Below are 25,114 nucleotides of genomic sequence, written 5' to 3' on the forward strand. Positions count from 1 at the left end.
GTATATAGATTTGGTTAAAATTCGGAGGTTAATTTAGCAAGATTATCCGAGCATTCTTTTCACTTTGTGCAAGCCCTGGATCAAAAGATCGATTTCTTCGGTCGTGTTATAAACAGCAAATGAGGCACGTGTGGTTCCGGTAATGTTGAAGCGGCGCATCAAAGGCTGCGTGCAATGGTGACCTGTGCGAACTGCTATGCCCTGCTGATCCAGCAACACGCCCATATCCTGATGGTGAATGCCATCGATCACGAATGAAAGCACACTTACTTTTTCCTTTGCCTGACCTATAATCCTCAATCCTTCAATGTCTTTTACCGCTTCTGTGGCGTACTCAAGTAACTTGTGCTCGTGCGCTGCAATGTTCTCTTTACCTAGTGTATCCACATAATCCAGCGCATATTTCGCGGCCACAACGTCCGCTATATTGGGCGTTCCGGCTTCGAATTTATAGGGCAGCTCGTTATATGTTGTTTTCTCAAAAGTCACTTCTTTGATCATCTCTCCACCCCCGCGATAGGGTGGCATGGCATCCAGCAATTCTTTCTTTCCATACAAAATCCCCATTCCGGTCGGCCCGTAGATTTTGTGGAGGGATAATGAATAGAAATCGCAATCCAGATCCTGGACGTCCAAATGCAAATGCGAACTAGCCTGTGCTCCATCTAAAAGCACTTTTGCGCCAACTGCGTGTGCTTTTGCAATGATCTCTTTAACCGGGTTAATGGTGCCCAGAGAATTGGAAACATGCACGACAGAAACGAATTTGGTGCGCTCTGTCAGCAATTTTTCATATTCATCCATCAGCAATTCGCCCTCATCATTGATCGGGATGATCTTTAAAATGCAGCCTTTCTCTTCGCAAAGCATCTGCCAGGGAACAATATTGGAATGATGCTCCATGGTTGAAATGATCACTTCATCGCCCGCTTTCAGGAACGTGCGGCCATAACTGGATGCGACAAGATTGATCCCGTCCGTTGTCCCGTAAGTAAAAATGATCTCCTCTGGAAGCGGCGCATTCAAAAACGCTTGTAAACGGCGGCGCGATTGCTCAAATGCCGAAGTTGCTTTCTCGGCCAGATGATGGATTCCCCTGTGAATATTGGCATTATAATGCTCATAATAACCCGACAGCGCATCCAAAACCAGACGCGGTTTCTGCGTTGTTGCAGCATTGTCAAAGTAAACCAGCTGCTTTCCGTTCACAATTTCATTCAGGATCGGAAAGTCATTTCTGATGGATGCTATATCAAGATTGTTGCTCATTATGACAGGTATTTAAGAAAAATACCCAACCCAATGAATGACAGGTTGGGTAGCAATAAGATGAGTCCGGCGAATGTCAGACGATTATTTTGAAGCTAATTTCTGAGCGATTACGTTTTCAAGATATTCACGAACAGAGTCGATTTTGATCTGGGAAACTACATCGGCGCAGAATGCGAACATTAACAACGACATAGCTTCCGGTTTCGAAATACCGCGGGAACGCATGTAGAAAAGTGCTTCCTCGTCGATCTGACCGGTGGTGGTTCCGTGCGAACATTTCACGTCGTCGGCAAAGATCTCCAACTGCGGCTTCGTGTTCATGGTCGCTTCCGTTGAAAGCACAATGTTCTTACATGACTGAAACGCATTGGTTTTCTGCGCATCCTGGCGAACAAATATTTTTCCGTTGAAAACGCCCTTTGATTTATCTCTTAAAATTCCTTTATACAATTCATTACTTTCTGAATTGGGCTTGCGGTGATCTGCGACAGTGTGATTATCAACATGCTGCGTTCCATCTGGAAAATAAAGCCCGTACATATGCGCCTCGCAACGCTCTCCATCCAGGATAATGTTCAGGTTGTTACGGGTGAAACGGCCATTCAGTGTAACTGTTCCAGCGTAAAACTGCGAACGATCCAGCATGCGGACCTGCGTCGTGCCTACGTGGTAAGCATTGTCGCTTTCGTTCTGAACTTTGTAATACTCAACACCCGCTTCCTCGCCAACATATATTTCAGTTACGGAATTGGTGAAAGAACGCTCCGTTCCCAAAGTCCGGAACGCCTCGGCAAGTTTTACATGCGCATTACGACCAACTGCAATAATATTTCTGGGCTGACTTCCGACATTCTCTAATCGTGCATCGCTTACAAAACGGAGGATGATAGGATGCTCAACTGTCTTATTATCAGGAATATGAATAAAAATCCCGTCTTGTGCAAATGCTGTATTTAATGATGTAAATGCATCATCCTGATCTTTAACCAACTCATTAAAATAAGAATTGACCAGAGAGGGATTACTTTTATATGCTTCTGAAAGCGAGCTGATTGTGATCTGATCCTGCGAAGAAATGATGCGGGAAAGCTCGGCGTGATAATGTCCGTTTACAAAATAAATGATATTCGCATCCTGCGCCGGTATTTTCAAATCTTCAAGATCCGCCAATCCAAGCGAGCTTTCGGCATTAAAATTATAAGAAACGCTGACCAGGTCTTTCACATTGGAATATTTCCACTCCTCGTTTCTCGGTGTTGGGAAACCCAACTTATCAAATTCAGCCAATGCTGCACGTTTTTTCTGATGAAAAGCCGATGAAGCCTCACCATTCATAACGGATTCGCGGGCATGGAAATCCGCAATCAGCCTGGTTTTCAAATCTATTGTTTCGGTACTCATTGATGTATTGATATGATACTTTAAATGTTAAGAACCCGAAGGTTTAACCTTAATATGTTCTTAACCAACGGCTTCTACTTCCGCCTTGATCCAATCGTATCCTTTTTCTTCCAGTTCCAGCGCGAGCTCCTTAGGACCGGATTTTACAATCCTGCCTTTGTAAAGAACGTGAACATAATCGGGAACGATGTAATCCAACAGACGCTGATAGTGTGTTACCACCACCGTAGCGCGCTCAGGGGAACGCAATGAGTTAACACCTTCTGCCACAATGCGTAATGCATCAATATCTAAACCAGAATCGGTTTCATCGAGGATTGCCAGTTTCGGTTCAAGCACAGCCATCTGGAAGATTTCGTTGCGCTTTTTCTCTCCGCCTGAAAAACCCTCGTTCAAAGCGCGTTTCAACAATGAATCGTTCATACTCACCAGTTTCGCTTTTTCACGCACCATTTTCAGGAATTGCGCAGCGTCCAGCGGGTTCTCGCCTCTATATTTACGGATTTCGTTAACAGCCGTTTTTAGAAAATTAATCGTAGTAACACCTGGAATTTCAACCGGATATTGGAATGCAAGGAAAATTCCCTCTGCTGCTCTTTCTTCGGGAGCCATATCCAGGATATTCTTTCCGTCAAAAACTACCGAGCCGCCAGTAACTTCATATTCCTCTCTTCCAGCCAGAACAGACGCCAAAGTGCTCTTACCGGACCCATTAGGCCCCATAATCGCATGCACTTCACCTGGTTTAACTTCCAGATTGATGCCTTTTAATATTTCCTTACCTTCAATTGAGGCACGCAAGTCATTAATAGAGAGCATAACTTATTTATACTTAAAATACAGTTCGTGGTAAATTTACCGCAAAAGTAACACGCTTTGGGCGTAAAAGAAAATGGCGGCAAATGTCTGCAGTGATAGCCTGCATATAATCTACAACCTTTTTAAAGCCAGCCTTGTTCCCCGGAATTGGATATTTGTAATGTAAAAACCTTGCCGGTGAGGACGTTGCCCGGAAGCCTGTTTTTAATTGCAAAAGAAACATTTACTTTGCGCACAACACACGTCATCAAAACATTTATGCATACAGAAATTACCGCCGGCACCGCAATTCATGTCGCTACGGAAACGGGCACATTGAAAAGACTGCTCATTCACAGCCCCGACCGGGGATTGGGAAAAGTGGTGCCCAGCAAAGCGCAGGACTGGCTTTTTGAAGACATCGTCCACCTGGACACTATGCGCCGGGGTGAATACGATTACTATGTGAAACTGCTGCTTTACTTCCTGGATCCGGACAAAATCAAAGGCAAGCTGGCGGAAATTGACAATGATCCTACCCGCTCCTTTTTTATCCCCGGTTCCGAAAATTATTTTGATTCCAATTGCGTCGTTGACATTCAAAAGCTGCTGGGAGAGATCCTGGAAAACAGTGAGGTCCGCGTTAAACTCACGGCGGCGATTTGTGGCATTGAAAGATGTTCCTATAATACACAGGAAGAACTTAATCAATATGATCCGCACGAGTTGGCCAAAATCTTTATTTCCGGCTCCTACTCTGACAAAAGAATGTTGTTCGCACCCTTGCCCAATCTGATTTTCATGCGGGACATCGGCATTGTTATCAATGATCATATTTTGTTGAACAAGCCAGCAAAAAATGCCCGGACACGCGAATCGATATTGGCGCAGTTTGTATTCTTTTATCACCCCATGTTCGGCAAAATAAAGGACAGCATTATCGAAATTCCTGAAAACGAACGCCATTTTTTGTTGCCGGATGACGAAAAAGCAAGTGATTACCACCGCTGCACCCTCGAAGGCGGTGATGTGATGATGGTTGCACCGAACCATTTGGTGATCGGATGCAGTGAGCGGACGTCGCTTTATGCGGCGCAACAAGTGATGAAATTATTGTTCGAAAAGCATGTAGTGTCTAAAATTACCATAGTCAAAATCCCAAAAAAACGAGATTACATGCACATTGACACCATTTTTACGCAGGTTAAAAAAAATGTGTGGGTGCTGCTGGGCTCATTGGCCCGCTTAGGCGATGAAGCCAAAAAGCAGGATTTGCTTCATTTCTTTGGCCCCCAGGATACAAATAAGGAATTCAGGATTTTGCAGTTTATCAAAGACGATGAACGCAATCCGACAGAAATCGAGAATCTCGAAGATTTGCTCACATCAATCAGCGTCCAAGATTTGGGTGTTACGGAACCAGTCAGATTCATCTATTCAGGCGATAATGAGTTTCCGTACGGCGAGCGCGAACAATGGACGGATTCTTGTAATCTTTTAGCATTAAAAGACGGCGTGGTTGTGGGTTATGATAGAAATGACAAAACGCTGGACGCATTCAGGAAGCACGGTTATCAGGTGATCAGTGCCAAGGATTTGATTCAAAAATTGGAAGATGACGAGTTGTCAGTTGAGACATTAACAGACACTTTTATCACCCTCCCATCCGCCGAACTCTCACGGGCGCGCGGCGGATCGCATTGCATGAGTATGCCCATTTTGCGCGTATCTGCGCCGTAAATTTATATTGTATTCGCGGCGTTTCAGTTGTAAATTGCAATAGACATTAATTACAAAAACTCCTATGCGCGTTATCACTTCATCTGCCCAGATCCAGCCCCAATCGACCTCCCGGATCATGATGATCAGGCCGGTGCGATTTGGCTTCAATGCAGAAACCGCAGAAAGCAACGAGTTTCAGCAGCACTCATTTGCGCTCAGTACGCACGGAACTGCGGGCGACCTGGCGAAAGAAGAATTTGACCTGATGATCGATCAGCTGAAAAAAGCGGGTGTGGATCTGCACGTTTTTGATGATAATGAAGACATTTTGAGGCCGGATGCCGTCTTTTCCAACAATTGGGTGTCTTTTCACCAGAGCGGAAAGGTGGTTTTGTATCCCATGATGGCCGAAAACCGTCGCGCCGAACGTCGGCTTGACATTATCGAGCGCTTAAAAGACGATTTCAAAATTGAGGAGATCATTGATCTCAGCTATTTCGAAGAACAAGGGAAATTTCTGGAAGGAACGGGCAGTATGGTGCTGGACCGCCGCTATAAGATTGCCTATGCGTGCCTGTCGCCACGCACCCACCCGGATGTTTTAGAAGCGTTTGCGGATGCTTTGGGCTATGAGATCGTTGCCTTTTCAGCTTCTGACGAAAACGGTAAGCCCGTTTATCATACCAATGTGATCATGTGCGTCGGCGATGTTTTCGCGGTCGTTTGCCTTGAAGCTATCAAAGACCCGGACGAGCGTCAAATGGTCCGTGCAGCACTGGAAGAAACTAAGAAATACATTATTGAAATTTCATTTGACCAGGTGCGGCATTTTGCGGGAAACATGCTGATGGTGCGAAACAACAAATCGGACAAATTCCTGGTCATGTCTACCCAGGCCTATGATTCATTAACAAGCCCCCAAAAGCAAGCATTAAGCGATTATGCCCGCATTTTACATACAGACCTCGGTGTGATCGAAGGGAACGGCGGAGGGTCTGCCCGATGCATGATGACCGAAATTCATCTCCCCCGAAAGTAACTCCGCTATAAAACAAAAATGCTCCTCAAATGGGAGCATTTTTGTAATTCGTAACCCTCATAAAAAACAATTAATCCCTGATATCGGCTTTCGCTTTTGCGATTTTTTCCTTGGTTTCCGCTTTAAATGAATCCCATTTGTCAGCAGTTTCATCCTGAACATTCCTCCAGGAAGCTTTAAGATCTTCTTTTTCCTCGTTCAATTCTTTTTTGCGGTCTCTCCACTTTGCTTTTTCCTTGTCAGTTGCTTTTTCCATTTTGGCGTCAGCCTCTTCTATTTTTTTGTCAAGTTTTGCAACAGCTTCATCGATATCTGCTTTCAATGATTCCTTATCCTCTTTTACCTTCGCCTCAAACTCATTGCCTGCTTCTTTAATATCTGATTTCGCTTCCGCTACATTATCATCCATATCTTCTTTTGCCTCTTCAACAGTCTCGTTAGCAGAGTCTTTTGTTTTTTCGGAACAGCTGGTTAGGCTCAGCATGCCCATGGTCAACATTGTGGCAACCATTAGAGTGATCTTTTTCATAACTGGGTGTTTAAGTAATGATGTTTTTTGGTGAATGTGGTTTTCATTCTAAAACATCTTCTACAAAAACCCTACCAGACCACTATACGCGTCCTCGCAAATGGTTTGTAGAAAATTATGCTCATTCGCTGTTGCTAACCTGAACTTGATAATATTGTAATAGGTTATGGGTGGTATATCACTTGCTAGTATTCCTTTTAATACTCAGATTTGTATTTTATTGATAGCCGTCTCAACCTTTATGCACAAATTTTATATTCCTAGCCTTTTATTATCGATCTCAATTTTTGTTAATCCGGGAAAAACCGCTGCCCAAAGCGATACATTGAAGGCGCGCGAACTGGAAGAACTCACCGTGAATGCTTTTGAATCAAAAACGAACCCGCTGACCACCACAGCAACTGTGGGCTTGATCACCTCGAGATCCCTGGAAAGGTTTCCGACAAACACCTGGGCTAATGCTGTGAACACAATCCCGGGCGTGAAAATGGAGGAGCGCTCACCAGGAAGTTACCGGTTCTCGGTCCGCGGAAGCCTCATTCGTTCTCCATTTGGTGTGCGGAATGTGAAATTTTACTGGAATGGAATCCCCTTTACGGACGCGAGCGGAAACACACCGCTCAATTCCCTGGATTATGGTGCTATTCAAAATATGGAGGTCATCAAAGGTCCCGGAAGCAGCATTTACGGAGCGGGAACGGGCGGAGTGGTGTTGCTCCAAAGTCAGCCAGACAATGATTTTACGAACCGGATCGAGCAAAGTGTGAGTTTTGGCAAATATGGTTTCCAAAGCAGGAATTCCACGATCCAGGTTGGCGACATTTCGGTACAATATGGCCATAGCGAGCAGGACGGTTATCGAAATCACAGCAGTATGGTAAGGGACGCCATCCGTTTTTCTTCTTCTTCAAAATTGGGCGAGAGAAGCACATTATCCATTCTGGGTATGTTTTCAGATTTGAAATATGAAACACCCGGCGGCATTAACCTCACGCAATATCAAAATAACCCGAAACTGGCCAGACAATCCACCCCGACGGTGCCGGGGAGCGAGGCGCAACAGGCCGCCATTTACACCAAACTCGCGTTAATCGGTGGTAATTACACATTGCAGCTCTCGGATAGCTGGACCCAATCCAATGCATTGTATCTGACATTTACAGATTTCGCCAATCCTTTTATTTCCAATTATGAAAAACGCGATGAGAACGGCATAGGCGGCAGAAATATCTGGCAAAACCGTTCACAAATCGGCAATGTCAAAACCAGCTGGACAACAGGATTTGAATGGCAATATGGCAAATCGGCCCAGCGAAATTACGACAACATTGGCGGCATGCCGGACAAGCAACAAACCGTGGAAGATATCCGCACTACGAGCCTTTCTGTATTCAGCCAACTGGAGGCGGTGGTTTTTACAGACCTTACATTAAGCGCAGGTGCGAGTTACAATACATTTAAATACAAATACGAAAGGTTTTTCGCGCTTCCATACAGCAAGGAAGAACGGAAGTTTGATGGCATTTTTGTGCCGAGATTCGCCGCAAATAAGGTTATTGCCAAAAACTGGGCGGTTGTAGCATCTTACAGCGGTGGCTACTCCCCTCCTACATTACAGGAAGTGCGGCCATCAGCCGGCGGTTTCCGCAGAGATCTGGAAGCGGAAAAAGGCATGAACACAGAATTCGGAATCAGGAAAACCGGCAAAGTGATCACCGGGGAAATCAGTTTGTATCATTTTGGGTTGCGCGAAACGATTGTTCGTCGGACCAATGAGGCTGGTGCAGAGTTTTTTATCAATGCAGGAAAAACCCGTCAGAATGGACTGGAATGGACCATTGCTTACGATGTTTTATCGGATCCAAAACTTCCGGTCATGCTAAAATTGTGGAACACCGGCACGGCGACAAAATACACATTTGAAGATTTCCAGCAAGCAGATGTAGATCTGACTGGCAAAAGAATTCCCGGGATTCCGAAGTTCTCGCAAACATCGGGCCTGGATGCGCTATTTAAATATGGTTTTGCAGCATTTGTAACTTACCAGCACGGAAGCTCGTTTTATTTAAATGATGCCAACACGGTTGAAAACACACCCTATAACCAGTGGATCGCCCGCGTGAGCTGGAAGAAAAGCTGGGGACAACATTTTTACAGCGAACTTTCGGCATCAGCAGAAAAAGTAAATGCTGGCATTTACAGCCAGGGCTACGACCTGAATGCATTTGGCAGCCGTTATTATAATGGTGCGCCAAAAGACAATTTGTGGGCAGGCGTGAAGATCGGCTGGGAGTGGCAGAAAAATTCCAAATAATGCACTTATACCTTCATATTCCTTTTTGCAGACAAGCTTGCCATTATTGTGACTTCCATTTCAGCACAAACACGTCCAACAAACGCGCTGTCGTTGAGGCCATTGTAAGTGAAATTATTTTAAGGAAAGATTATTTACCAAAAGCGGATATTGAAACCATTTATTTCGGCGGCGGAACGCCTTCGATGCTGGACGGGGAGGAATTGCATTTATTGTTAGATACAATCAATCAGCATTTTACAGTTGCAACAAATGCAGAAATCACGCTGGAAGCCAATCCCGATGATCTGCACAGGGATAAGTTACAGCAATTGTACAATGCGGGGATTAACAGGTTAAGCATTGGAATACAATCCTTTCACGAACCGCATTTAAAATTCCTCAACAGGGTTCATTCCGCCCTTGAAGGCGAACATTGCGTAAAAATTGCGCAGGAAATCGGCATCAACAACATTTCTATTGACCTGATCTACGCGATTCCTGCACCTGATCACAGCATTTTAATGCAGGATATTCAAAAGACATTTGCCCTGAACATTTCACATATTTCTGCTTATTGCCTTACCATTGAGCCACAAACTGCATTTGGAAGCTGGCTAAAAAAGAAGAAAATCAAACCCATTGACGAAGAATATGCTGCGCAGCAGTTTGAGATTTTGGTAAAAACGCTGGCTGAAAATGGCTATGAGCAATATGAGATCTCGAATTTTGCACGAAATGGTCATTATAGCCTGCATAACAGCTCATACTGGAAGCAAAAGCCGTATTTAGGCGTTGGACCGAGTGCCCATTCCTACAATGGTGTAAGCCGGGAATACAATGTTTCCAACAATGCCCGCTATGTGGAAGCCATTCAAAAGCAGATCATTCCTGCAACATTGGAAACACTAACGCCGGCGGATCAAACCAACGAATATTTGCTGACCGGCCTGCGGACAAAGTGGGGTGTTAATAAAGAAAAACTCGAATTGTTGTCGGGAAACTCTTTCTATTCCGTGCATCGGGCGGATCTTGAAAAATTGTCGGAGAAAAACTGGATCAGGGAAGATGCAGCTAACTGGTATTTGACCGATTCGGGGAAGCTTTTTGCGGACAGGATATCCAGCGACCTTTTTATTGAGGAATAATTATTTACCGGGCCCAGATAATGTTGCCCGGTAAATAATCAAGCAAGGTTATTCAGCAACCAGCTCAGCATTCAATGTAATTTCTGCATTCAGCAATTGAGAGATCGGGCATTCTTTTTTCGCCTTATCTGCAATTTGAGCAAACTGATCTGCTGCAACGCCTGGCACTTTTGCTTTCAGGTCAATGGCGCTTTTGGTAACCTGTCCTTTTGCAGGATCCAATGTTACAGTTGCAGTTGCATTAAGCTCATCTGCTGTAAAACCGGCTGCATTGAGCTCAAAGCTCAATTTCATGGCAAAACAGCTCGCATGAGCAGCTGCGATCAACTCCTCAGGATTGGTTCCTTTGCCCTCGGCGAAACGGGTATTGAATGAATATTGGGTATTTTCCAACACAGTGCTCTGTGTGCTAACGGTCCCTGTTCCTTCTTTACCAGTTCCTTTCCAAACGGCGGTTGCTTTACGGTTAATCATATCAAATCTGTTTTAGAGTTATATTTAAATCCTTCTTAATTGGATCGTTTCAACGAAAAGTAACAAGCATCGCCGATTTACGCAAATTATTAAATTAATATCCTGCGCAATAAATGGGCACTTTTGAATGTTCCAGACTATGCGCATTCCATATCCGCCACCAGCTCTTTTAGTTAAGGATTGTTAATGGCTGGTCAGGCATTAAACTTTAATATTGCGCTGCAATCTAAAAACCATATTACAAACCATAATTCAACTTAATCTATTAAATCATGAAAAAGATAATAATGCCTCTTCTGCTTGCCGTAATCGTTGCATTCCAGGGTTGTAAAGGACCCGAAGGGCCACAGGGACCGCAAGGTGACGCGCTGGTAGGAACTACATTTGACCTTGTCGGTGTGGACTTTCTGGCCGCAGATGATTTTCAATATGGCCTCACCTTTGCGGATGCCAAACTTGGTGTAGACGTGCTTGAATCGGACGCGGTGCTGGTGTACATTAACTGGGGAACTGAGGATGTTAACGGAACGCCATTAAAAACTTACCGATTGCTGCCCCAAACAGCATTTTTGGACAATGGCATCCTGACCTACAACACGGACCGCACTGTAAATGACTTCTCGATTTTTCTCGACGGAACTGTTAATCTGAACACAGTGAGCGCCGATTACACCAGAGACCAGGATTTCCGCGTAATAATTATCCCATCCGATTTTGCAGCCCGCAAGGCTGGACAAGTGGATTACAGCGACTATAATGCAGTTGTAAAAGCCTACAACATTGACGAATCAAAAATTAAAGTTGTAAAGGCAAATTAGGCACAGTATTTTAAGTGTTTAGGCATTCTGGATATTTTTTAATAAAATCCGGTAATTTTTTACCGGATTTACTTTTACCAAGTATGAAAAGCGTTTTAAACACACTCGGGTTATTGCTGATTACGGTTTCACTGGCTGGTGCGCAGGATTTTAAGAAGGAGACTGATAAATACAGAAAAAAGTACAAAGAGGAATTTCTGAGCTCAGCTAACTCACCCTTAAAAGAAGCAGATTTGCCGTTTTTACAATTTTACGAGCCTGATTCTGCTTACAGGGTCGTTGCGAAATTCGAAAAAAGCCGCGGCCAATCTTTTGAAATGCCTACTTACAGCGGCGTAAATAAGACCTATGTTAAATACGGCAAGGTAAAATTCCGCATTAACGGCAGAAGGCAAACGTTGACCGTTTACAGAAGTCTTAGTTTACAGCAACTTGCGAAGTATAAAGACTATCTTTTTATACCATTTAAGGACAAAACAAATGGTGAAGAATCCTATGGCGGGGGTCGCTATCTGGATCTCAAAACTACCGATATAAAAGATGGCGAACTCGTGCTGGACTTCAATAAGGCATACAACCCATACTGCGCTTACAGTGATGGTTACAATTGCCCTATTCCACCAGCGCCCAATCATTTGCCGATTGCGATCACAGCCGGAGAAAAGAAATTCGGAAAAGATCACCAGCAGGCGCAACTGAAATAGCATAAAAAAATCCCGATCTGTCAAGACCGGGATTTTTTTATTTCTGCACGAAATTTATGCTTTCAAAAAGTCCTTTTGCTTCATTATACGCTCAAAAACCTTGATATCGTGCTCAGAAGTAAAAATGCTAAATGGTAAATACAAGAACTGGCCTTTTGAAATAACCAGCACATAAGCGTCCTTATCTTTGTAAGCATCCATGATCTGCTCCCATTTCATCACACTGCCCTCTTTCTGGTTCAGTTTCATCAGGATCTGACGATTGTCGATCTCATAAGAGAACTTCTCAAACATGGGTTTGTACTGAGCAAGCTGCGTAATTCCTGTAAACTGTACCAGCCAGAAAAGCACGTAAAGTAACGCGCCGACAAACACCGTTATGTAGATCCATAAGTTCGGATAAACACCGGTAAGGTTCAGAACGGCATTGATCAGGATCAGCGCCAATGGTATCAACCCCCATTTCAACTGCGTTTTGAAAAAATAACGCATGGCAAGGGTAATGTATTTTTTAGTGGGTAAAGCGTATCTTTTCGTACGGACCGCCGCCGGGTTCGTAGGCATCTGGTAGACGGGCTGGTGTTTATTCACCGAAACTTTGGCCATAATTCAGTTTAAATTAACAATTCTGTAATTCCCTGCAAGCATTGTTGTTGTCATTATGCTCCCGGAAAATGAAGTGCAAAGTTAGAAAAAAGCTGTCGACATATCAGAAAGCTGTTGAAATAAAAAACTGTTATGAGATTTTAGTGTAATTTGTCTTTCTTAACTGCGTTGAACATGAAACACGAAAATATTCATAACTAAATGGGTTTCCTTTTTCCATCATTTTTGTGGGGTCTTCTGGCTGTTTCGGTTCCTATTGCGATTCATATATTCAATTTCCGTCGTACCAAAAAAGTTTATTTTACCAACGTCGCATTTTTAAAGGCAGTAGAAACAAAAACGCGTTCGGTAAGGCAGGTGAAGCACTGGCTGGTGTTGGCGGCGCGCATTTTAGCAATCATTTGCCTTGCGCTCGCATTCGCTCAGCCATTTTTACCTGCGCAAAACAATGTTGCCGTTGACCGGAAAGGCATTACCAGCTTATATCTCGACAATTCCCTGAGCATGGAAAGCGAGCTCAACAACAAGCGCTATCTGGACATTGCGACCGCACGTCTGAGCGAATTACTGGGGCTTTTCAGAAATGCAACGTCCCTCCAACTCGTCACCAACGAGTTTTCAGCCCAGGAACAAGGCTTATATGCGTCAGAAAAATTACGTGACAGACTGACAACCATTGGTTTATCAAACACACCACGCACTTTTGACCAGATTTATAAGAGACAGGAAAACCTCATGGCCCGGCATCAGCATCCGGGCAAAAACCAGCTTTTCTGGTTTTCCGATTTCCAAAAAAGCACTTCCGGAAATCTCTCCGGGCTTAAAACGGATACAACAAACCAACTTTTTCTGGTGCCCGTTCAGGCTGCGGCTGAAAAGAATGTTTTCGTGGATTCTGCGTGGCTCAACACGCCTTTTATACGTGAGTTGCAAAACAACATTCTCTTCGTAAAGGTCAGCAACTCCGGTTCAGAAGCTGCCCGTAATGTTGTTTTAAAGCTGAATCTGGACAATACACAGGCTTCAACAGCATCCGTGAATGTGCCTGCAAACGGCAGCGCGACTGCGAAATTCAATTTTAACCTCAAAGGAAAAGGATACAAAAAAGGGCAGATCACGTTTGACGATTTCCCGGTAACATTTGACAACAATTACTACTTCGTCCTTAATGCTTCGCCATTAATTCGCGTGCTGCATATTTATGGACAAAAGTCGGCCGGTAATTACGTTGAAAACGTATATGCTAATGACAGCCTGTTTTCGCTGCAAAGTTATAGTGCCAATAATGTTGATCCGGGACTGATTAAAAACACGGATCTGGTCATTTTGGAAGGCGTTACCTCGCTTTCCGGCTCCTTACCGCAGGACTTGCAGGAGCTTATCCGAAATGGTGGAAGCGTTACTGTGATTCCACCGGCCGCTCCTAGCACTGAAAGTTACAATGGTTTCCTTTCGCGGCTTGGTGTCAATGGTCTTACCGGAACACAGAATGCTGATCCTGCGCCGGTTGCATTTGCAGCGCCGGATCGCAACAATCCGTTTTTTAGTGATGTTTTTGAAGAGTCTGTCCGCCAGGAACTGAACCTTAATTTACCCTCCGCTTCGCCAGTATGGAGTTGGGCCAATGCAGGGCAAATGGTGCTTGCATTGCGTAACGGGCAAACTTATCTGAATCAGGTAACCTCGGGAACCGGAAAGCTCTATCTCTTCGCCGCACCATTAAACCCTGAATACGGTAACATTGCGCAACATGCCATTTTCGTCCCGATCATGTATAAAATCGCCGCATCCAGCGTCCGTGCCCAACGTACATCTTGCAAGTTCGACGAAAATCCGATCAGTCTGAATGTTGAAAAAGCGCAACCCAACACAGTTTATAAATTGAGAAGGAACAAAACGGAAGTTATCCCAGTGCAGCGAATCGCCGGAAATCAGCTTTTGCTGGAAATCCCACAGGGCGATCAGCTTGGCGAAGGACTGGACGCAGGTTATTTTGAGTTAATAAAGGATAATAAAGTGGAGCAGATCATCGCATTGAATCATAACAATGCAGAATCAAAACTGCAATACTACTCCCCGGACGAGCTAAGAACCATTTTCGCAGGCCAGAAAAACATTCAGATCTTCGACCGCATCGACGACGATGCCTTCTCCACAGCATTCCAGCAGCAAAACATGGGAACCAATCTATGGAAATACTTCCTATACGCCGCCCTCTTCTTCCTGCTGGTGGAAATCGCTTTGATAAGGTTTTTGAAATGATTGAACCAACGAAAGCAGAATTCTTGTCAAAAGATTTCGGTTCAGTTTTATGTTAGCGGTTTTTACACCAATTTTGTGCGACACTACCGAAACGTTAAATGCTTTCATCGCGAATAGGAATTCTTGGCGGCGGCCAACTAGGACTTATGCTTTTACAAGCCGCTGTGGACTGGAATCTGGACATTCACGTCCTTGATCCCGACGCAGAGGCTCCATGCCGACAAATTGCCCCACACTTTCAGCAAGGCTCATTGCAGGATTATGACACAGTTTATAATTTCGGTAAAGACCTGGATGTCATCACAATAGAGATTGAGAAGGTTAATGTTCAGGCCCTGGAAGCGCTGGAAAAGGAAGGCAAAAAAATCTTTCCGCAACCATCAGTCATCCGCCTGATCCAGGATAAACGCATTCAAAAACAGTTTTATAAAGAAAACAATCTCCCTACTGCTGATTTTATATTAACAGAAAACAGGGAGGACGTTCGCAAGCATTCCTCTTTTTTACCCGCATTTCATAAGCTCGGCAAAGATGGTTACGATGGCCGCGGTGTGCAGCGGTTAACTTCCGAAGGAGACATTGATAAAGCTTTCGAGCAGCCCGGACTGTTGGAAAAAGCGGTGCCTTTCGACAAGGAACTGGCCGTGATTGTTGCAAGGAATGTGAAAGGTGAAATCACAACGTTCCCAACCGTGGAAATGGTTTTCCATCCTGAACTGAACCTCGTAGAGTATCTTTTCGCTCCCGCAGAAATTGAAAAATCAATTGATGAAAAAGCGCTGGAAATAGCCAGAAGAACAGCAGATGCATTCCAGATCGTAGGATTACTGGCAGTTGAGCTTTTTATGACAGCAGACGGAGAGATTCTGATCAACGAAGTGGCGCCACGGCCGCATAATAGCGGCCACCACACCATCCGCGCCAATGTGACTTCACAATACGAGCAACATTGGCGGGCGATATTGGATTTACCACTGGGCAGCACACAAGCTTACGGGCCTTCTGCCATGGTTAATTTGCTGGGCGAAGAAGGTTACGAAGGACCGGCCGTTTATGAAGGAATGGAGAAGTTATTGGCGACAGAACAGGTTTTTCCATTCCTATATTGGAAGGCTGTTACAAAATCATTTAGAAAAATGGGCCACATTACCATTATGGATGCCGATATCGCGTCTTTAAAGAGAAAGGTTGATTTTGTTAAGCAGAATATTAGAGTAATCAGTAAGTAATCTTCGTTATAGTAATGGTTGGAATTATAATGGGAAGCCTGTCGGACAGGAAAATTATGCAGCAGGCAGCTGATGCACTTTCCGAACTCGGGATCGCCTTTGAAATGGAAATCGTTTCCGCACACCGGACTCCCGAACGCATGCTGGAGTATGCCTCAACGGCCAGAAGCCGCGGATTACAGGTTATTATCGCTGGCGCAGGCGGTGCGGCGCATTTGCCGGGAATGGTTGCCTCGCTCACCTCATTGCCCGTTATCGGCGTTCCCGTGCTGTCGAGCAATTCGATAGATGGCTGGGATTCTGTTCTTTCCATTTTGCAAATGCCATCAGGCGTCCCGGTTGCAACGGTTGCATTAGACGGTGCCAGAAACGCCGGAATATTGGCTGCGCAGATCATTGGAGCCAGCGATCAGGAAGTTGGAAAACGGCTTGATTTGTTCAAAGAGGGCTTAAAAGAAAAAGTTGCGGTGATGAATGAGGAATTGAAAAATCACCTTGGAAGTTAGAAGGTCTTTAGTATTTTCGTAAAATTAATTTGCACCACAAAACATCGAATAACCGGCTATGGAAGACGAATTCCCTAAAAAAAGAAATGTCCGTCCGACCGAAAAGTCCAACCTCCCAATTGTTACGCTTCTTGTGTTGGTTCTTTTGGTATTAGCAATGTTGTACGTGGGGTATGAATACATTTCAGACAGTTCATCCAACTCCGAAGAACTTACCTCGGTCGTTGTAGACTCAACATTGGACGAGCAAAGTGTTGGAGAACCCATCACGGATGAACCTGCCGAAGCGCTTGAAACTGCACCTGCTGAAAAAACGGCTGAACCGGCCAAAGAAAAACCAAAAGAGCCCGAAAAAGAAACAACGCCCGCTATCTCGGCATCATCAGTGGGAGGTGAGCAAATTACGCATACAGTGAAAAGCGGTGAGAGTTTTTCCAGCATTGCTTCCCGCTATAATTTAAAAACGGAAACATTAAAGGGACTAAATTCTTCCAGTCCTGAATTAAAGTCGGACGTTACAAAACTCAAAATACAGGTCCAGGCGGTGCATACGGTTGGCCCCGGTGACGTTTTGAGGGTTGTTGCAGGCAAATACGGCATCACGAAAGAGGCACTTATGAAGGCGAATGGCAGAACCAGGGATTACTCAGAAAGAGGAGAAAAACTGATCATTCCTTTCCCTTCAAAAAAATAGATCTTCAATTTACTTTATACCAAAGCCCGGAACGAATACTCGCTCCGGGCTTTTTTGCATTGGAAAGTTCGATCCAGCAACAGTTTCTTAGTTAAAACCCACCCCGTTCGCCTCTGCCTCCCCTTCCACCACCAGGCATATCACCGCTGTCAAAATCTCTGCGGCGATTATTTTCCGGAGCTGGCGCTTTTCCAAAGTTTCTCAGCGTGTAAGTGAATGTAAGCATTGCGTATTGGGTCAGAACGCGGTTGGTTACATCCTGCACATAAGTTTCAGTTACGTTTCTGGTAATGCTGTTGTTTTGTTTCAAAATATCAAAAACCGTCAATTTCAATTCACCTGCATTGTTTTTAAGGAATTTCTTACCAACGCTCGCGTTCCAGAGTGTGAAGTTTTGATTATAACCTTCTCCCAAACCGCGGTAAGACTGGTTGCTTATGTCGCTTTGGACTACAAATCCTTTTCCAAAAATCCAGTTGACACGTCCGGTAATCCCTTGCGTATAATAATTATTGTTCAGGTTCGGCTGAATTGTGTTGCGGACCATATTGTAATTTCCTGAGTACGAAACTGTGAAATCCAGCTTTTCACTCACATTACTGCTGATAACCAGACCTTGTGAAACCGCATACGTGTTAGAAAAATTAGAAATGTTGTTGATCAAACCCGGCGAACGCACATAATTGAAGCCAGTGGTCAGGTTCACATTCAGTTTCAGCGGCGCAACCGGCTTTCCATATGCAAGGAAAGTTCTTGCATTCCAGCTTCCGTCCACATTCACAGGCTTCGTAAATTTTGCACCGCGTTCCAGAACAATGCCGTCAGCCACTTCGGTGGGCTCCTGGGCAATGATCGTTGAGTTCACAATGGCATTGTTGGTTTGGGTTACAAAAACCATGGCATTCAAGCTGTAAGGTCTTTCGGCGCCTGCAAGCGAATAGCGAACATTAAAACTGTTGCGATATTCCTGTTTCAAGCCGGGGTTACCAGCCGTCAGCGCTAACGGATTGCTGTTGTCGATCACATTCTGCAATTGCGAAATGGATGGTTGGTTTGTAGAGCTACGAAAAAATGTACGGAACTGCGTGCCGGTTTTCGATCTGTAACTCAACATAAAATTTGGCAGCAAATTGGTGAATGACTGATCCACTTTGGCATTAATAGGCGCCAGCTGCTGACTATATAATCCTGTGTTTTGAAAATCCACTCCAAAGTTCGCGGACCAGCTGTTTTTGCGGTAACGATATCCGACTCCCGCGCGATTGGTCACATATCGATTGTCAAAAGTGTTGGAAAGCAGCGAATCCAGGTCAGAATAAGTGTTTTCATCAAAACTCATATTATAAGTTTCCTTTTTGGAATCGCTGTTGCTTACGGTCAGGCCGTAATTGAACTGTAACTGACTGTATTTCCCGATGGGTTCTGTATAGTTCACATTTCCGCCCAATGTAACGCCGTTAGAATATGTAAAGCTCTGCTGATCAAGTGTATCCCCTCTCGCGGCAAGGCCCAGGCTGTCGTAAAACATTGTTCTTGAATACAGGTTACCTGTTCCGTTACGATCATTCAGCTGCGTATTCAGGTTTACGGATAACGTCCTGCCCTTCTTTTCAAACGAATGACGGAACAAAACATCATTATTGAAGTTGTAAGCATTTGTCGCGTTGCGCTGGTTATTGTCCAAACTATTGATCCGCAGACCATTTAGTGTGTTAAGCCCTGCTTTTGTACTCGCCGAATTATTATCTTGAAAGCTCAGTCGCGGCGTAATGATCAGCGAGTTGTTTTTATTAATGTTATATTCTATTCTGAAATTCAGTCTGTGATTGGCGTTGGTGTTATTTGTACGGCTGTTTTCATCATAAATCTGATCGGTTGAATCCGTATCGCCTGGTAAAATGAAGCGTTGCTGCATACTCTGCAAATTGCTGTTACCAGTCCGGTTGAAGAAATAACTGCCGGTAACATCCACTTTTTTACCAAACTTATTGGCATAATTCAAGCCAAATGAGTTGGTTCCCGTGATCCCACTTTGATTTCCGACCAAGAAGTTGCCCGAAGAACCTCCTCCTGAGCCCCCTCTTCCGCCACCTCCGCCACCAGATACACCGATCAAATCCTGGCTGGAGAAGTTCTGCATATTAATGTTATTACTCAAACCGATCACTGATATACGCTGGTTGCCTTTAAAAAAGCTCACATTTCCGCCAGCCTGATAGCGGTTATCCAGTCCATAACCTGCGAAAACCTTACCAAACTGCCCCATTTTGCGATCTGCCTTGGTAACAATATTGATTGTTTTCTGTGCAGTGCCATCATCAAAACCTGTGAATTGGGCCTGATCGCTTAGTTTGTCAAAAACTTCGATTTTATCCACAATTTCAGCAGGAAGTGATTTCAAAGTTAATGCAGCATCTTCTCCAAAGAACGGCTTACCATCTACCAAAACCCGGTTAACAGTCTCTCCGTGAGCCGTTACAGTTCCGTTCGTGACCGTAATGCCGGGCATTTTCTGGATAAGATCTTCGGAAGTCGCGTCGGGATTGGTTTTGAATGCAGCAGCATTAAATTGGGTCGTGTCGCCTTTTTGCTCCATAGCGGTGACCTGGCCAACGACCTTAATCTCTTTCAGATTTGCAACCGCCTCACTCAACTGAAATATTCCAACATCCTGATTGTCATCCCGCAATGTAACCGTGCGGGAAGCATCTTTATAGCTGAGATATGAAACCTTAATGAGATAAGCAGCTTGTTTGACCAGTCCATTGAAGGAAAATTTGCCATCCACATCAGTCGTCACATACTCGGGCTTAGCATCCGGCACATTCCTGCTCACAGCCACATAGGCGCCAACGACCGGTTCGTTCGTGACGCTGTCCTTAACTACGCCGGAAATCCGGCCGGTTGGCTCTTGGGCAAATGCTGAAAGCGAAAATAAAATCAGCAGCGAGATCAGGGATGCAATTCTGTTCATGGTTTCTGTAAAGGTTTATTGCAGTTTAGAGCATCCTTTTTGGGTAAAGTTTAATTCCGCTCAGCAATAAACCTCTACAATCGATAAAACCACCGCACTTATAGATCAACGCCAGGATTTACCCGACGAGAAAATTTCATTTCAACCAGTCTTTCAGCAGCCCTTCGTACGCATTCAGGAACTTATGATAAGCTTTTTCCAATTGCGGAAGGGCCTCCGCAAGCGTGCTCGTGTCATCGGATTTCAAACGCCACTCCGCATCGCGGGCAATTTCTGCGACTTGCGCTACACCCACAGTCCCGCCGCTGCCCTTTAACGTATGCAAATTGCTTTTGACCGTCTTAATGTCGCCATTGGCATAAGCCTCCAAAGCGCCCGAAACCAACTCATTGGATTCGGTAACAAAATCCTCGAACACAGACCACACGAGATCCGCACCGCCTATGCCATTCAATTGGTCTATTATTTCTTTATCCAAAACGGGCAAAATCACTTCCTGTGCAATTTCACGTTGTTTGGATTCCAGTTTTCGGCTTTCCACATTGCCTAGCAGGTCTTTTACTTTGAGGATCAATGTCTGCGCCCGGATCGGCTTGGCAATGTAGTCGTCCATGCCTTGGCTCATAAAGCGGTCGCGGTCCTCTTTCATGGAATAGGCCGTCATAGCAACGATCGGCGGCATAGAATCCGGGAAGCGTTTTTTTAATTCCTGGGAAGTTTCAACGCCATCCATATCCGGCATCTGGATATCCATAAATATAATGTCGTAACTCACATCCGAAACCTTTCTTTTGGCCTCCACCATTTCAATTGCCTTAAAACCGCTTTCTGCGAGATCTACGTAACAGCCCGATTTTTTCAGGATTTCATTGGCCACTTTCCGGTTCACGGCATTATCGTCCACAAGCAGGATCGTTGGATGGTAATCCTTGAAAACATTCTCGATAGGCGTTTCTTCCATTTGCACAATGGTACTGGCTTGAGCGATGGAAGTTTCTTTGGTTTCAAATGTAAACCAGAACGTACTTCCCTCTCCTACCGTGGATTCCACGCCGATTTCCCCATGCATTAATTCGCATAACTGTTTCGAAATGGCCAATCCAAGTCCAGTTCCACCAAAAGATTTGCGTGAAGAATTGTCGAGCTGAGTAAACGAAGTAAACAAAATCTGCCGGTCCATCGGACTGATCCCAATGCCTGAATCCTGGACCTCCACCTTGATCTTATGGAACAATCCATCCTTTTTAACCAATGTCAGAATAACCGTAACCGCGCCATTTTCTGTGAATTTCAACGCATTGGAAGTCAGATTTGATAAGATCTGCAATAACCTCGTCTGATCTGCAATGATGAACTTTGGAATGTCGGGGGCGATTTGATAGGTAAGTGTATTGCCTTTGCTTTTGGCGGTCTGACCGAAAAGGGAGACGAGTTTTAGTAACAATTCCTCGGTTGCAATCGGCGCCTCGTGCAGTTCCATCTTTCCAGCTTCAATTTTGGAAAGATCCAGAATGTCGTTCAGAATGTTGAGTAATGTTTCCGATGAGCGCTTGATTGTGAGCACGTAATCTTTTTGCTCCACATCCAGCGGCGTCTCGCCCAGCAAGTCGATCATCCCGATCACCCCATTCATTGGCGTCCGGATTTCATGGCTCATGTTAGCCAAAAAGCCTTCCTTAACCTTTAAGGATCGTTCTGCGTGTTCTTTTGCTTTCAGCAATTCCTGCTCGTTGCGCTTTAATTCAGTAATGTCACGCGCGAGAACGGCAATTTCCGTCGGCTTGCCTTTGTCATTGGTGAACATCAGCATGTTGATCATAAACTGCCTCTCGGTGCCATCCTTGCGGTAAAGCGAGATCTCGAAGTTTCTTAGACTCTTGCTCCTTCGTAATCGGATCAATGCAGAATGTATCCGTTTTTTATCCGGGAAAAATTCTGTGATTTTGTGCCCTATAACTTCGCCTGGCAGGTAACCAAGCCTTTTCAGCACGGATTGGCTGATCATCGTGATCTCGCCAAGGCGGTTGATCCGGCAATAAATATCTTGCAGGTTTTCAAAAATCCCACGGAAAAGTTCTTCGCTATGCCTCAATGAAAGTTCGGCTTCCTTACGCCGCGTAATGTCGCGCGCAATGCCCGATACTTCCTCAATTACGCCATCGGCATAATGGATGGGATTGAGATAAAATTCCAGCCACATTTCGCCCTGGTCTTTCCGGTCGATTTTAAATTCAAAATATTGCGGTTCACCTTTTAATGCTTGCCTGTATTTCGTTTCAAGTGTCCTGCGATTACTGTTACCAACCATTCGCCAGCCAAATTTCTCTGCGCTCGATTGCAGTGATGGCCTCACACCAAGCTGATTCTGAATAAGATCCGCATAATTTCTATTAAATGAAGTCAGTTGCAACGATTTGTTGACCGACCAGATTAAATGAGAACTGCTATCGAAAATGGCATTCAGTCGTGCCAGATATTTACTCAGTTCTTCTTCGCTTTGTTTCCTTGCAATCGCCATCGCAACCTGGCCTGAAATGAATTCCAGCAATTCCAAGTCCCTGGCGTCGAACATATTAGGATCGTCATAGGATTTTACACCAATGATCCCCGTAACGCGGTCGCCCACACGTAAAGGCACGCACAGAAGCAATTTTGGCGTTACACCATATAGATACAAGCTGTTGGTTTTAGCCAATTCCTCAATCTTTTCTCCCGACAGGAAAAGTGGTTTATTGGACGCAATGGCGTATTCAGTAACACCATTACCCAGTTTCCTTTTGGTAAATCTCACATTTCCCTGGAAATACTGATCCACGTAATAAGGGAAATAAATGTAGCTTTTGCTTGGATCGTAAAGCGCGATAAAGAAGTTCTTGACATCGATGATCTTGCCTAATTCCTCATGAATGCTGTGGTAGAAGTCGTCAAGATTTTGCGTGTTAACCGTCCAGTTGGCAATGCTATAATACAGGTTTTGTGCCTTTTCAGCCCTTATTTTTTCTGTAAAATCGTTTAAAATGCAGCGGAAAGCAGTTGGCTTACCATTATCAAACCTGCAATTGACACTTCCGGCAACGAAAACCTTTTTGCCTTCCCTACTCAGGAATACTGTCACAAAATTGGGATTGGAATGGCCTTGTTCGATCAGTTTCAGCTGCGCCAATGCCTGTTCCTTATGTTGCGGATGCAGAATGTCTTCCATCCGCATGGAAGCGATTTCATCGAGCCCATAACCCAGCACTTCGCGCCAGGCTTTATTTACAAATATGAATTTCCCGTCAATCGCCACAAGCTGGATCAGATCGCTCGTATTATCCACCAGGTCCTGCAACTGTGAATTGGATTTGGCAATGGACGATTCCATCCTGCGGCGGCGCGTAATATCGTCGCCCACCAATGTGACACATTCCACCTCGTCCTGTTCGCGGTGCATCAGCACACTATTGATCGAGAATGTCCTTAATGAGCCTTTTTGTGCCAAAAAAGGAATTTCCCGTTGTTCCAGCTTGCGCTTTCCCTGAATTCCTTCTTCCAGCATTTGCCGGATTTCGTGCTCTTCTTCCTTCGGGATAAGTTTATCAAAAATGCTTTGTCCCAATAAATCCGACTCGAGCCAGCCCGTTTTCATCAAGGCGTGCGCACTGATATTACGGATGACGAAGTCTGGAGAAAACGTAATTCCAATGAGGTTCAGATGCTGAAGTGTAGCGTGTATAGTCTGCCAATCGGTATGGGACAAGATCATTTCCATAGTATCTCGATAATCGCACTTTTAAGATTCCTTCCTATTCTTTATTCGATAAATCTACGAATTAAGCCGTAATTTTGGTTCGTGAAAACAAATTATAAAAAGCGCGACGATTCCAAAGTGAGGGCCAAAAAGCATTTGGGCCAGCACTTTCTGAAAGACTTAAATATTGCTCAGCGGATCGTTGACGGCCTGTCGGGACATTACGGTTACAGCAAGGTTCTGGAGATAGGCCCCGGCATGGGCGTCCTGACCCAATTTCTTATCAATAAGGATGCATTCAGCACTTACGTGATAGAAATTGACACCGAATCTGTGACCTATTTAAAGAAACATTATGAAAGTCTTACTCCAAGGATCATTGAGGGCGACTTTTTAAAATTCAATCCGGCAAATCATTTTTCCGAGCCTTTTGCCATCATTGGTAATTTCCCTTATAACATTTCCTCCCAGATCTTGTTCCGTGCATTACAAATCCGTGACCAGATCCCGGAAATCGTTTGTATGCTGCAAAAGGAAGTGGCTATGCGCATTGCGTCACCTCCGGGGAACAAGGATTATGGGATTTTGAGCGTTTTATTGCAGGCATTTTATGATATAGATTATCTGGTTTCTGTGCCCCCGGGCGCATTTGACCCGCCTCCAAAAGTGCAGTCAGGCGTAATCCGATTGCGCAGGAACACGGTTGCGGCATTGGATTGTGATGAAAAAATGTTTTTCCGTGTTGTAAAAACCGCATTTAATCAACGGAGAAAAACGCTTCGCAATGCGCTGAAACCGGTGGGCGATTTGCCCGATCATCCATTATTGACGAAACGGGCGGAACAATTGAGTGTCGCAGAGTTCGTTGAGCTCACAAAGCTGGCCCAGGACTTGCAGCCGCAAATCTAAAATTGC

19 protein-coding genes are annotated in these 25,114 nt (G+C 44.7%); 11 read left to right on the forward strand and 8 right to left on the reverse strand.

Annotated features, from left to right (window positions below; genetic code table 11):
• Positions 1-42 precede the first annotated feature (42 nt).
• The 3 genes from B5X68_RS14140 to sufC form a co-directional block, all read right to left on the reverse strand.
• Positions 43-1,269 (reverse strand): cysteine desulfurase, encoded by a 1,227-nt coding sequence (locus B5X68_RS14140; protein ID WP_082215415.1) that lies wholly within the window; start codon positions 1,267-1,269, stop codon positions 43-45.
• Positions 1,270-1,353: 84 nt separating this feature from the next.
• Entirely contained in the window at positions 1,354-2,673 is a 1,320-nt protein-coding gene (gene sufD, locus B5X68_RS14145; protein WP_082215416.1) for a Fe-S cluster assembly protein SufD, read from the reverse strand.
• A gap of 60 nt (positions 2,674-2,733) precedes the next feature.
• Entirely contained in the window at positions 2,734-3,492 is a 759-nt protein-coding gene (sufC, locus tag B5X68_RS14150) for a Fe-S cluster assembly ATPase SufC (RefSeq protein ID WP_082215417.1), read from the reverse strand.
• A 258-nt stretch (positions 3,493-3,750) separates the two neighbouring features.
• On the opposite strand from sufC, the gene B5X68_RS14155 reads away from it, so the two are divergent.
• Together B5X68_RS14155 and ctlX are read left to right on the forward strand one after the other, a co-directional pair.
• Complete coding sequence (locus tag B5X68_RS14155; protein ID WP_082215742.1) at positions 3,751-5,211, forward strand: arginine deiminase family protein; 1,461 nt, start codon at positions 3,751-3,753, stop codon at positions 5,209-5,211.
• Between the two features lie 64 nt (positions 5,212-5,275).
• Positions 5,276-6,232, forward strand: a complete 957-nt coding sequence (ctlX, locus tag B5X68_RS14160; RefSeq protein ID WP_082215418.1) for a citrulline utilization hydrolase CtlX — start codon at positions 5,276-5,278, stop codon at positions 6,230-6,232.
• 70 nt (positions 6,233-6,302) lie between these two features.
• On the opposite strand, the gene B5X68_RS14165 is transcribed toward ctlX, so the two are convergent.
• Positions 6,303-6,761, reverse strand: coding sequence for a hypothetical protein (locus B5X68_RS14165; RefSeq protein ID WP_082215419.1), 459 nt, complete (start codon positions 6,759-6,761; stop codon positions 6,303-6,305).
• A gap of 241 nt (positions 6,762-7,002) precedes the next feature.
• Between B5X68_RS14165 and B5X68_RS14170 the strand changes: the two genes are divergently transcribed.
• Entirely contained in the window at positions 7,003-9,075 is a 2,073-nt protein-coding gene (locus B5X68_RS14170; RefSeq protein ID WP_082215420.1) for a TonB-dependent receptor, read from the forward strand.
• On the forward strand, positions 9,075-10,202 hold the full coding sequence (gene hemW, locus B5X68_RS14175; protein WP_082215743.1) for a radical SAM family heme chaperone HemW: 1,128 nt from the start codon (positions 9,075-9,077) through the stop codon (positions 10,200-10,202). Before B5X68_RS14170 ends, hemW begins: the two co-directional genes overlap by 1 nt.
• A gap of 48 nt (positions 10,203-10,250) precedes the next feature.
• Here the strand turns inward: hemW and B5X68_RS14180 are convergent, their stop codons facing one another.
• Positions 10,251-10,676 carry an OsmC family protein gene (locus B5X68_RS14180; RefSeq protein ID WP_082215421.1) on the reverse strand — a complete coding sequence of 142 codons (426 nt, stop codon included), beginning with the start codon at positions 10,674-10,676 and terminating at the stop codon, positions 10,251-10,253.
• Between the two features lie 272 nt (positions 10,677-10,948).
• Between B5X68_RS14180 and B5X68_RS14185 the strand changes: the two genes are divergently transcribed.
• Positions 10,949-11,494 (forward strand): hypothetical protein, encoded by a 546-nt coding sequence (locus B5X68_RS14185; protein ID WP_229208418.1) that lies wholly within the window; start codon positions 10,949-10,951, stop codon positions 11,492-11,494.
• Positions 11,495-11,577: 83 nt separating this feature from the next.
• Positions 11,578-12,198: a DUF1684 domain-containing protein gene (locus B5X68_RS14190; protein WP_082215423.1), complete on the forward strand. Its 621-nt coding sequence runs from the start codon at positions 11,578-11,580 to the stop codon at positions 12,196-12,198.
• Positions 12,199-12,252: 54 nt separating this feature from the next.
• Here the strand turns inward: B5X68_RS14190 and B5X68_RS14195 are convergent, their stop codons facing one another.
• Positions 12,253-12,804 (reverse strand): YcxB family protein, encoded by a 552-nt coding sequence (locus B5X68_RS14195; RefSeq protein WP_170916651.1) that lies wholly within the window; start codon positions 12,802-12,804, stop codon positions 12,253-12,255.
• A 201-nt stretch (positions 12,805-13,005) separates the two neighbouring features.
• Here B5X68_RS14195 and B5X68_RS14200 point away from each other — a divergent pair, with 201 nt between their 5' ends.
• The 4 genes from B5X68_RS14200 to B5X68_RS14215 all read left to right on the forward strand — a co-directional run bounded on the left by B5X68_RS14200 (position 13,006) and on the right by B5X68_RS14215 (position 17,495).
• A complete protein-coding gene (locus B5X68_RS14200) occupies positions 13,006-15,066 on the forward strand; it encodes a BatA domain-containing protein (RefSeq protein WP_082215424.1) in 2,061 nt (686 codons plus the stop codon).
• Between the two features lie 98 nt (positions 15,067-15,164).
• Positions 15,165-16,295, forward strand: coding sequence for a 5-(carboxyamino)imidazole ribonucleotide synthase (locus B5X68_RS14205; protein WP_082215425.1), 1,131 nt, complete (start codon positions 15,165-15,167; stop codon positions 16,293-16,295).
• 14 nt (positions 16,296-16,309) lie between these two features.
• Positions 16,310-16,801, forward strand: a complete 492-nt coding sequence (gene purE, locus B5X68_RS14210; protein ID WP_082215426.1) for a 5-(carboxyamino)imidazole ribonucleotide mutase — start codon at positions 16,310-16,312, stop codon at positions 16,799-16,801.
• Positions 16,802-16,859: 58 nt separating this feature from the next.
• Entirely contained in the window at positions 16,860-17,495 is a 636-nt protein-coding gene (locus B5X68_RS14215) for a LysM peptidoglycan-binding domain-containing protein (protein ID WP_082215427.1), read from the forward strand.
• 91 nt (positions 17,496-17,586) lie between these two features.
• Here B5X68_RS14215 and B5X68_RS14220 read toward each other — a convergent pair whose 3' ends face one another.
• Together B5X68_RS14220 and B5X68_RS14225 are read right to left on the reverse strand one after the other, a co-directional pair.
• Positions 17,587-20,469: an outer membrane beta-barrel protein gene (locus B5X68_RS14220; protein ID WP_082215428.1), complete on the reverse strand. Its 2,883-nt coding sequence runs from the start codon at positions 20,467-20,469 to the stop codon at positions 17,587-17,589.
• A 136-nt stretch (positions 20,470-20,605) separates the two neighbouring features.
• A complete protein-coding gene (locus B5X68_RS14225; RefSeq protein ID WP_082215429.1) occupies positions 20,606-24,220 on the reverse strand; it encodes a PAS domain S-box protein in 3,615 nt (1,204 codons plus the stop codon).
• 81 nt (positions 24,221-24,301) lie between these two features.
• Between B5X68_RS14225 and rsmA the strand changes: the two genes are divergently transcribed.
• A complete protein-coding gene (rsmA, locus tag B5X68_RS14230) occupies positions 24,302-25,108 on the forward strand; it encodes a 16S rRNA (adenine(1518)-N(6)/adenine(1519)-N(6))-dimethyltransferase RsmA (protein WP_082215430.1) in 807 nt (268 codons plus the stop codon).
• Positions 25,109-25,114: the final 6 nt, after the last annotated feature.

It is taken from the genome of Dyadobacter psychrophilus (genome assembly GCF_900167945.1).
GTDB lineage: Bacteria > Bacteroidota > Bacteroidia > Cytophagales > Spirosomataceae > Dyadobacter > Dyadobacter psychrophilus.

Excerpts from the sequence above, each read along its gene's own strand:
- B5X68_RS14140 (WP_082215415.1), bottom strand. The coding sequence starts at position 1,269 with ATGAGCAACAATCTTGATATAGCATCCATCAGAAATGACTTTCCGATC.
- sufD (WP_082215416.1), bottom strand. The coding sequence starts at position 2,673 with ATGAGTACCGAAACAATAGATTTGAAAACCAGGCTGATTGCGGATTTC.
- sufC (WP_082215417.1), bottom strand. The coding sequence starts at position 3,492 with ATGCTCTCTATTAATGACTTGCGTGCCTCAATTGAAGGTAAGGAAATA.
- B5X68_RS14155 (WP_082215742.1), top strand. The coding sequence starts at position 3,751 with ATGCATACAGAAATTACCGCCGGCACCGCAATTCATGTCGCTACGGAA.
- ctlX (WP_082215418.1), top strand. The coding sequence starts at position 5,276 with ATGCGCGTTATCACTTCATCTGCCCAGATCCAGCCCCAATCGACCTCC.
- B5X68_RS14165 (WP_082215419.1), bottom strand. The coding sequence starts at position 6,761 with ATGAAAAAGATCACTCTAATGGTTGCCACAATGTTGACCATGGGCATG.
- B5X68_RS14170 (WP_082215420.1), top strand. The coding sequence starts at position 7,003 with ATGCACAAATTTTATATTCCTAGCCTTTTATTATCGATCTCAATTTTT.
- hemW (WP_082215743.1), top strand. The coding sequence starts at position 9,075 with ATGCACTTATACCTTCATATTCCTTTTTGCAGACAAGCTTGCCATTAT.
- B5X68_RS14180 (WP_082215421.1), bottom strand. The coding sequence starts at position 10,676 with ATGATTAACCGTAAAGCAACCGCCGTTTGGAAAGGAACTGGTAAAGAA.
- B5X68_RS14185 (WP_229208418.1), top strand. The coding sequence starts at position 10,949 with ATGAAAAAGATAATAATGCCTCTTCTGCTTGCCGTAATCGTTGCATTC.
- B5X68_RS14190 (WP_082215423.1), top strand. The coding sequence starts at position 11,578 with ATGAAAAGCGTTTTAAACACACTCGGGTTATTGCTGATTACGGTTTCA.
- B5X68_RS14195 (WP_170916651.1), bottom strand. The coding sequence starts at position 12,804 with ATGGCCAAAGTTTCGGTGAATAAACACCAGCCCGTCTACCAGATGCCT.
- B5X68_RS14200 (WP_082215424.1), top strand. The coding sequence starts at position 13,006 with ATGGGTTTCCTTTTTCCATCATTTTTGTGGGGTCTTCTGGCTGTTTCG.
- B5X68_RS14205 (WP_082215425.1), top strand. The coding sequence starts at position 15,165 with ATGCTTTCATCGCGAATAGGAATTCTTGGCGGCGGCCAACTAGGACTT.
- purE (WP_082215426.1), top strand. The coding sequence starts at position 16,310 with ATGGTTGGAATTATAATGGGAAGCCTGTCGGACAGGAAAATTATGCAG.
- B5X68_RS14215 (WP_082215427.1), top strand. The coding sequence starts at position 16,860 with ATGGAAGACGAATTCCCTAAAAAAAGAAATGTCCGTCCGACCGAAAAG.
- B5X68_RS14220 (WP_082215428.1), bottom strand. The coding sequence starts at position 20,469 with ATGAACAGAATTGCATCCCTGATCTCGCTGCTGATTTTATTTTCGCTT.
- B5X68_RS14225 (WP_082215429.1), bottom strand. The coding sequence starts at position 24,220 with ATGGAAATGATCTTGTCCCATACCGATTGGCAGACTATACACGCTACA.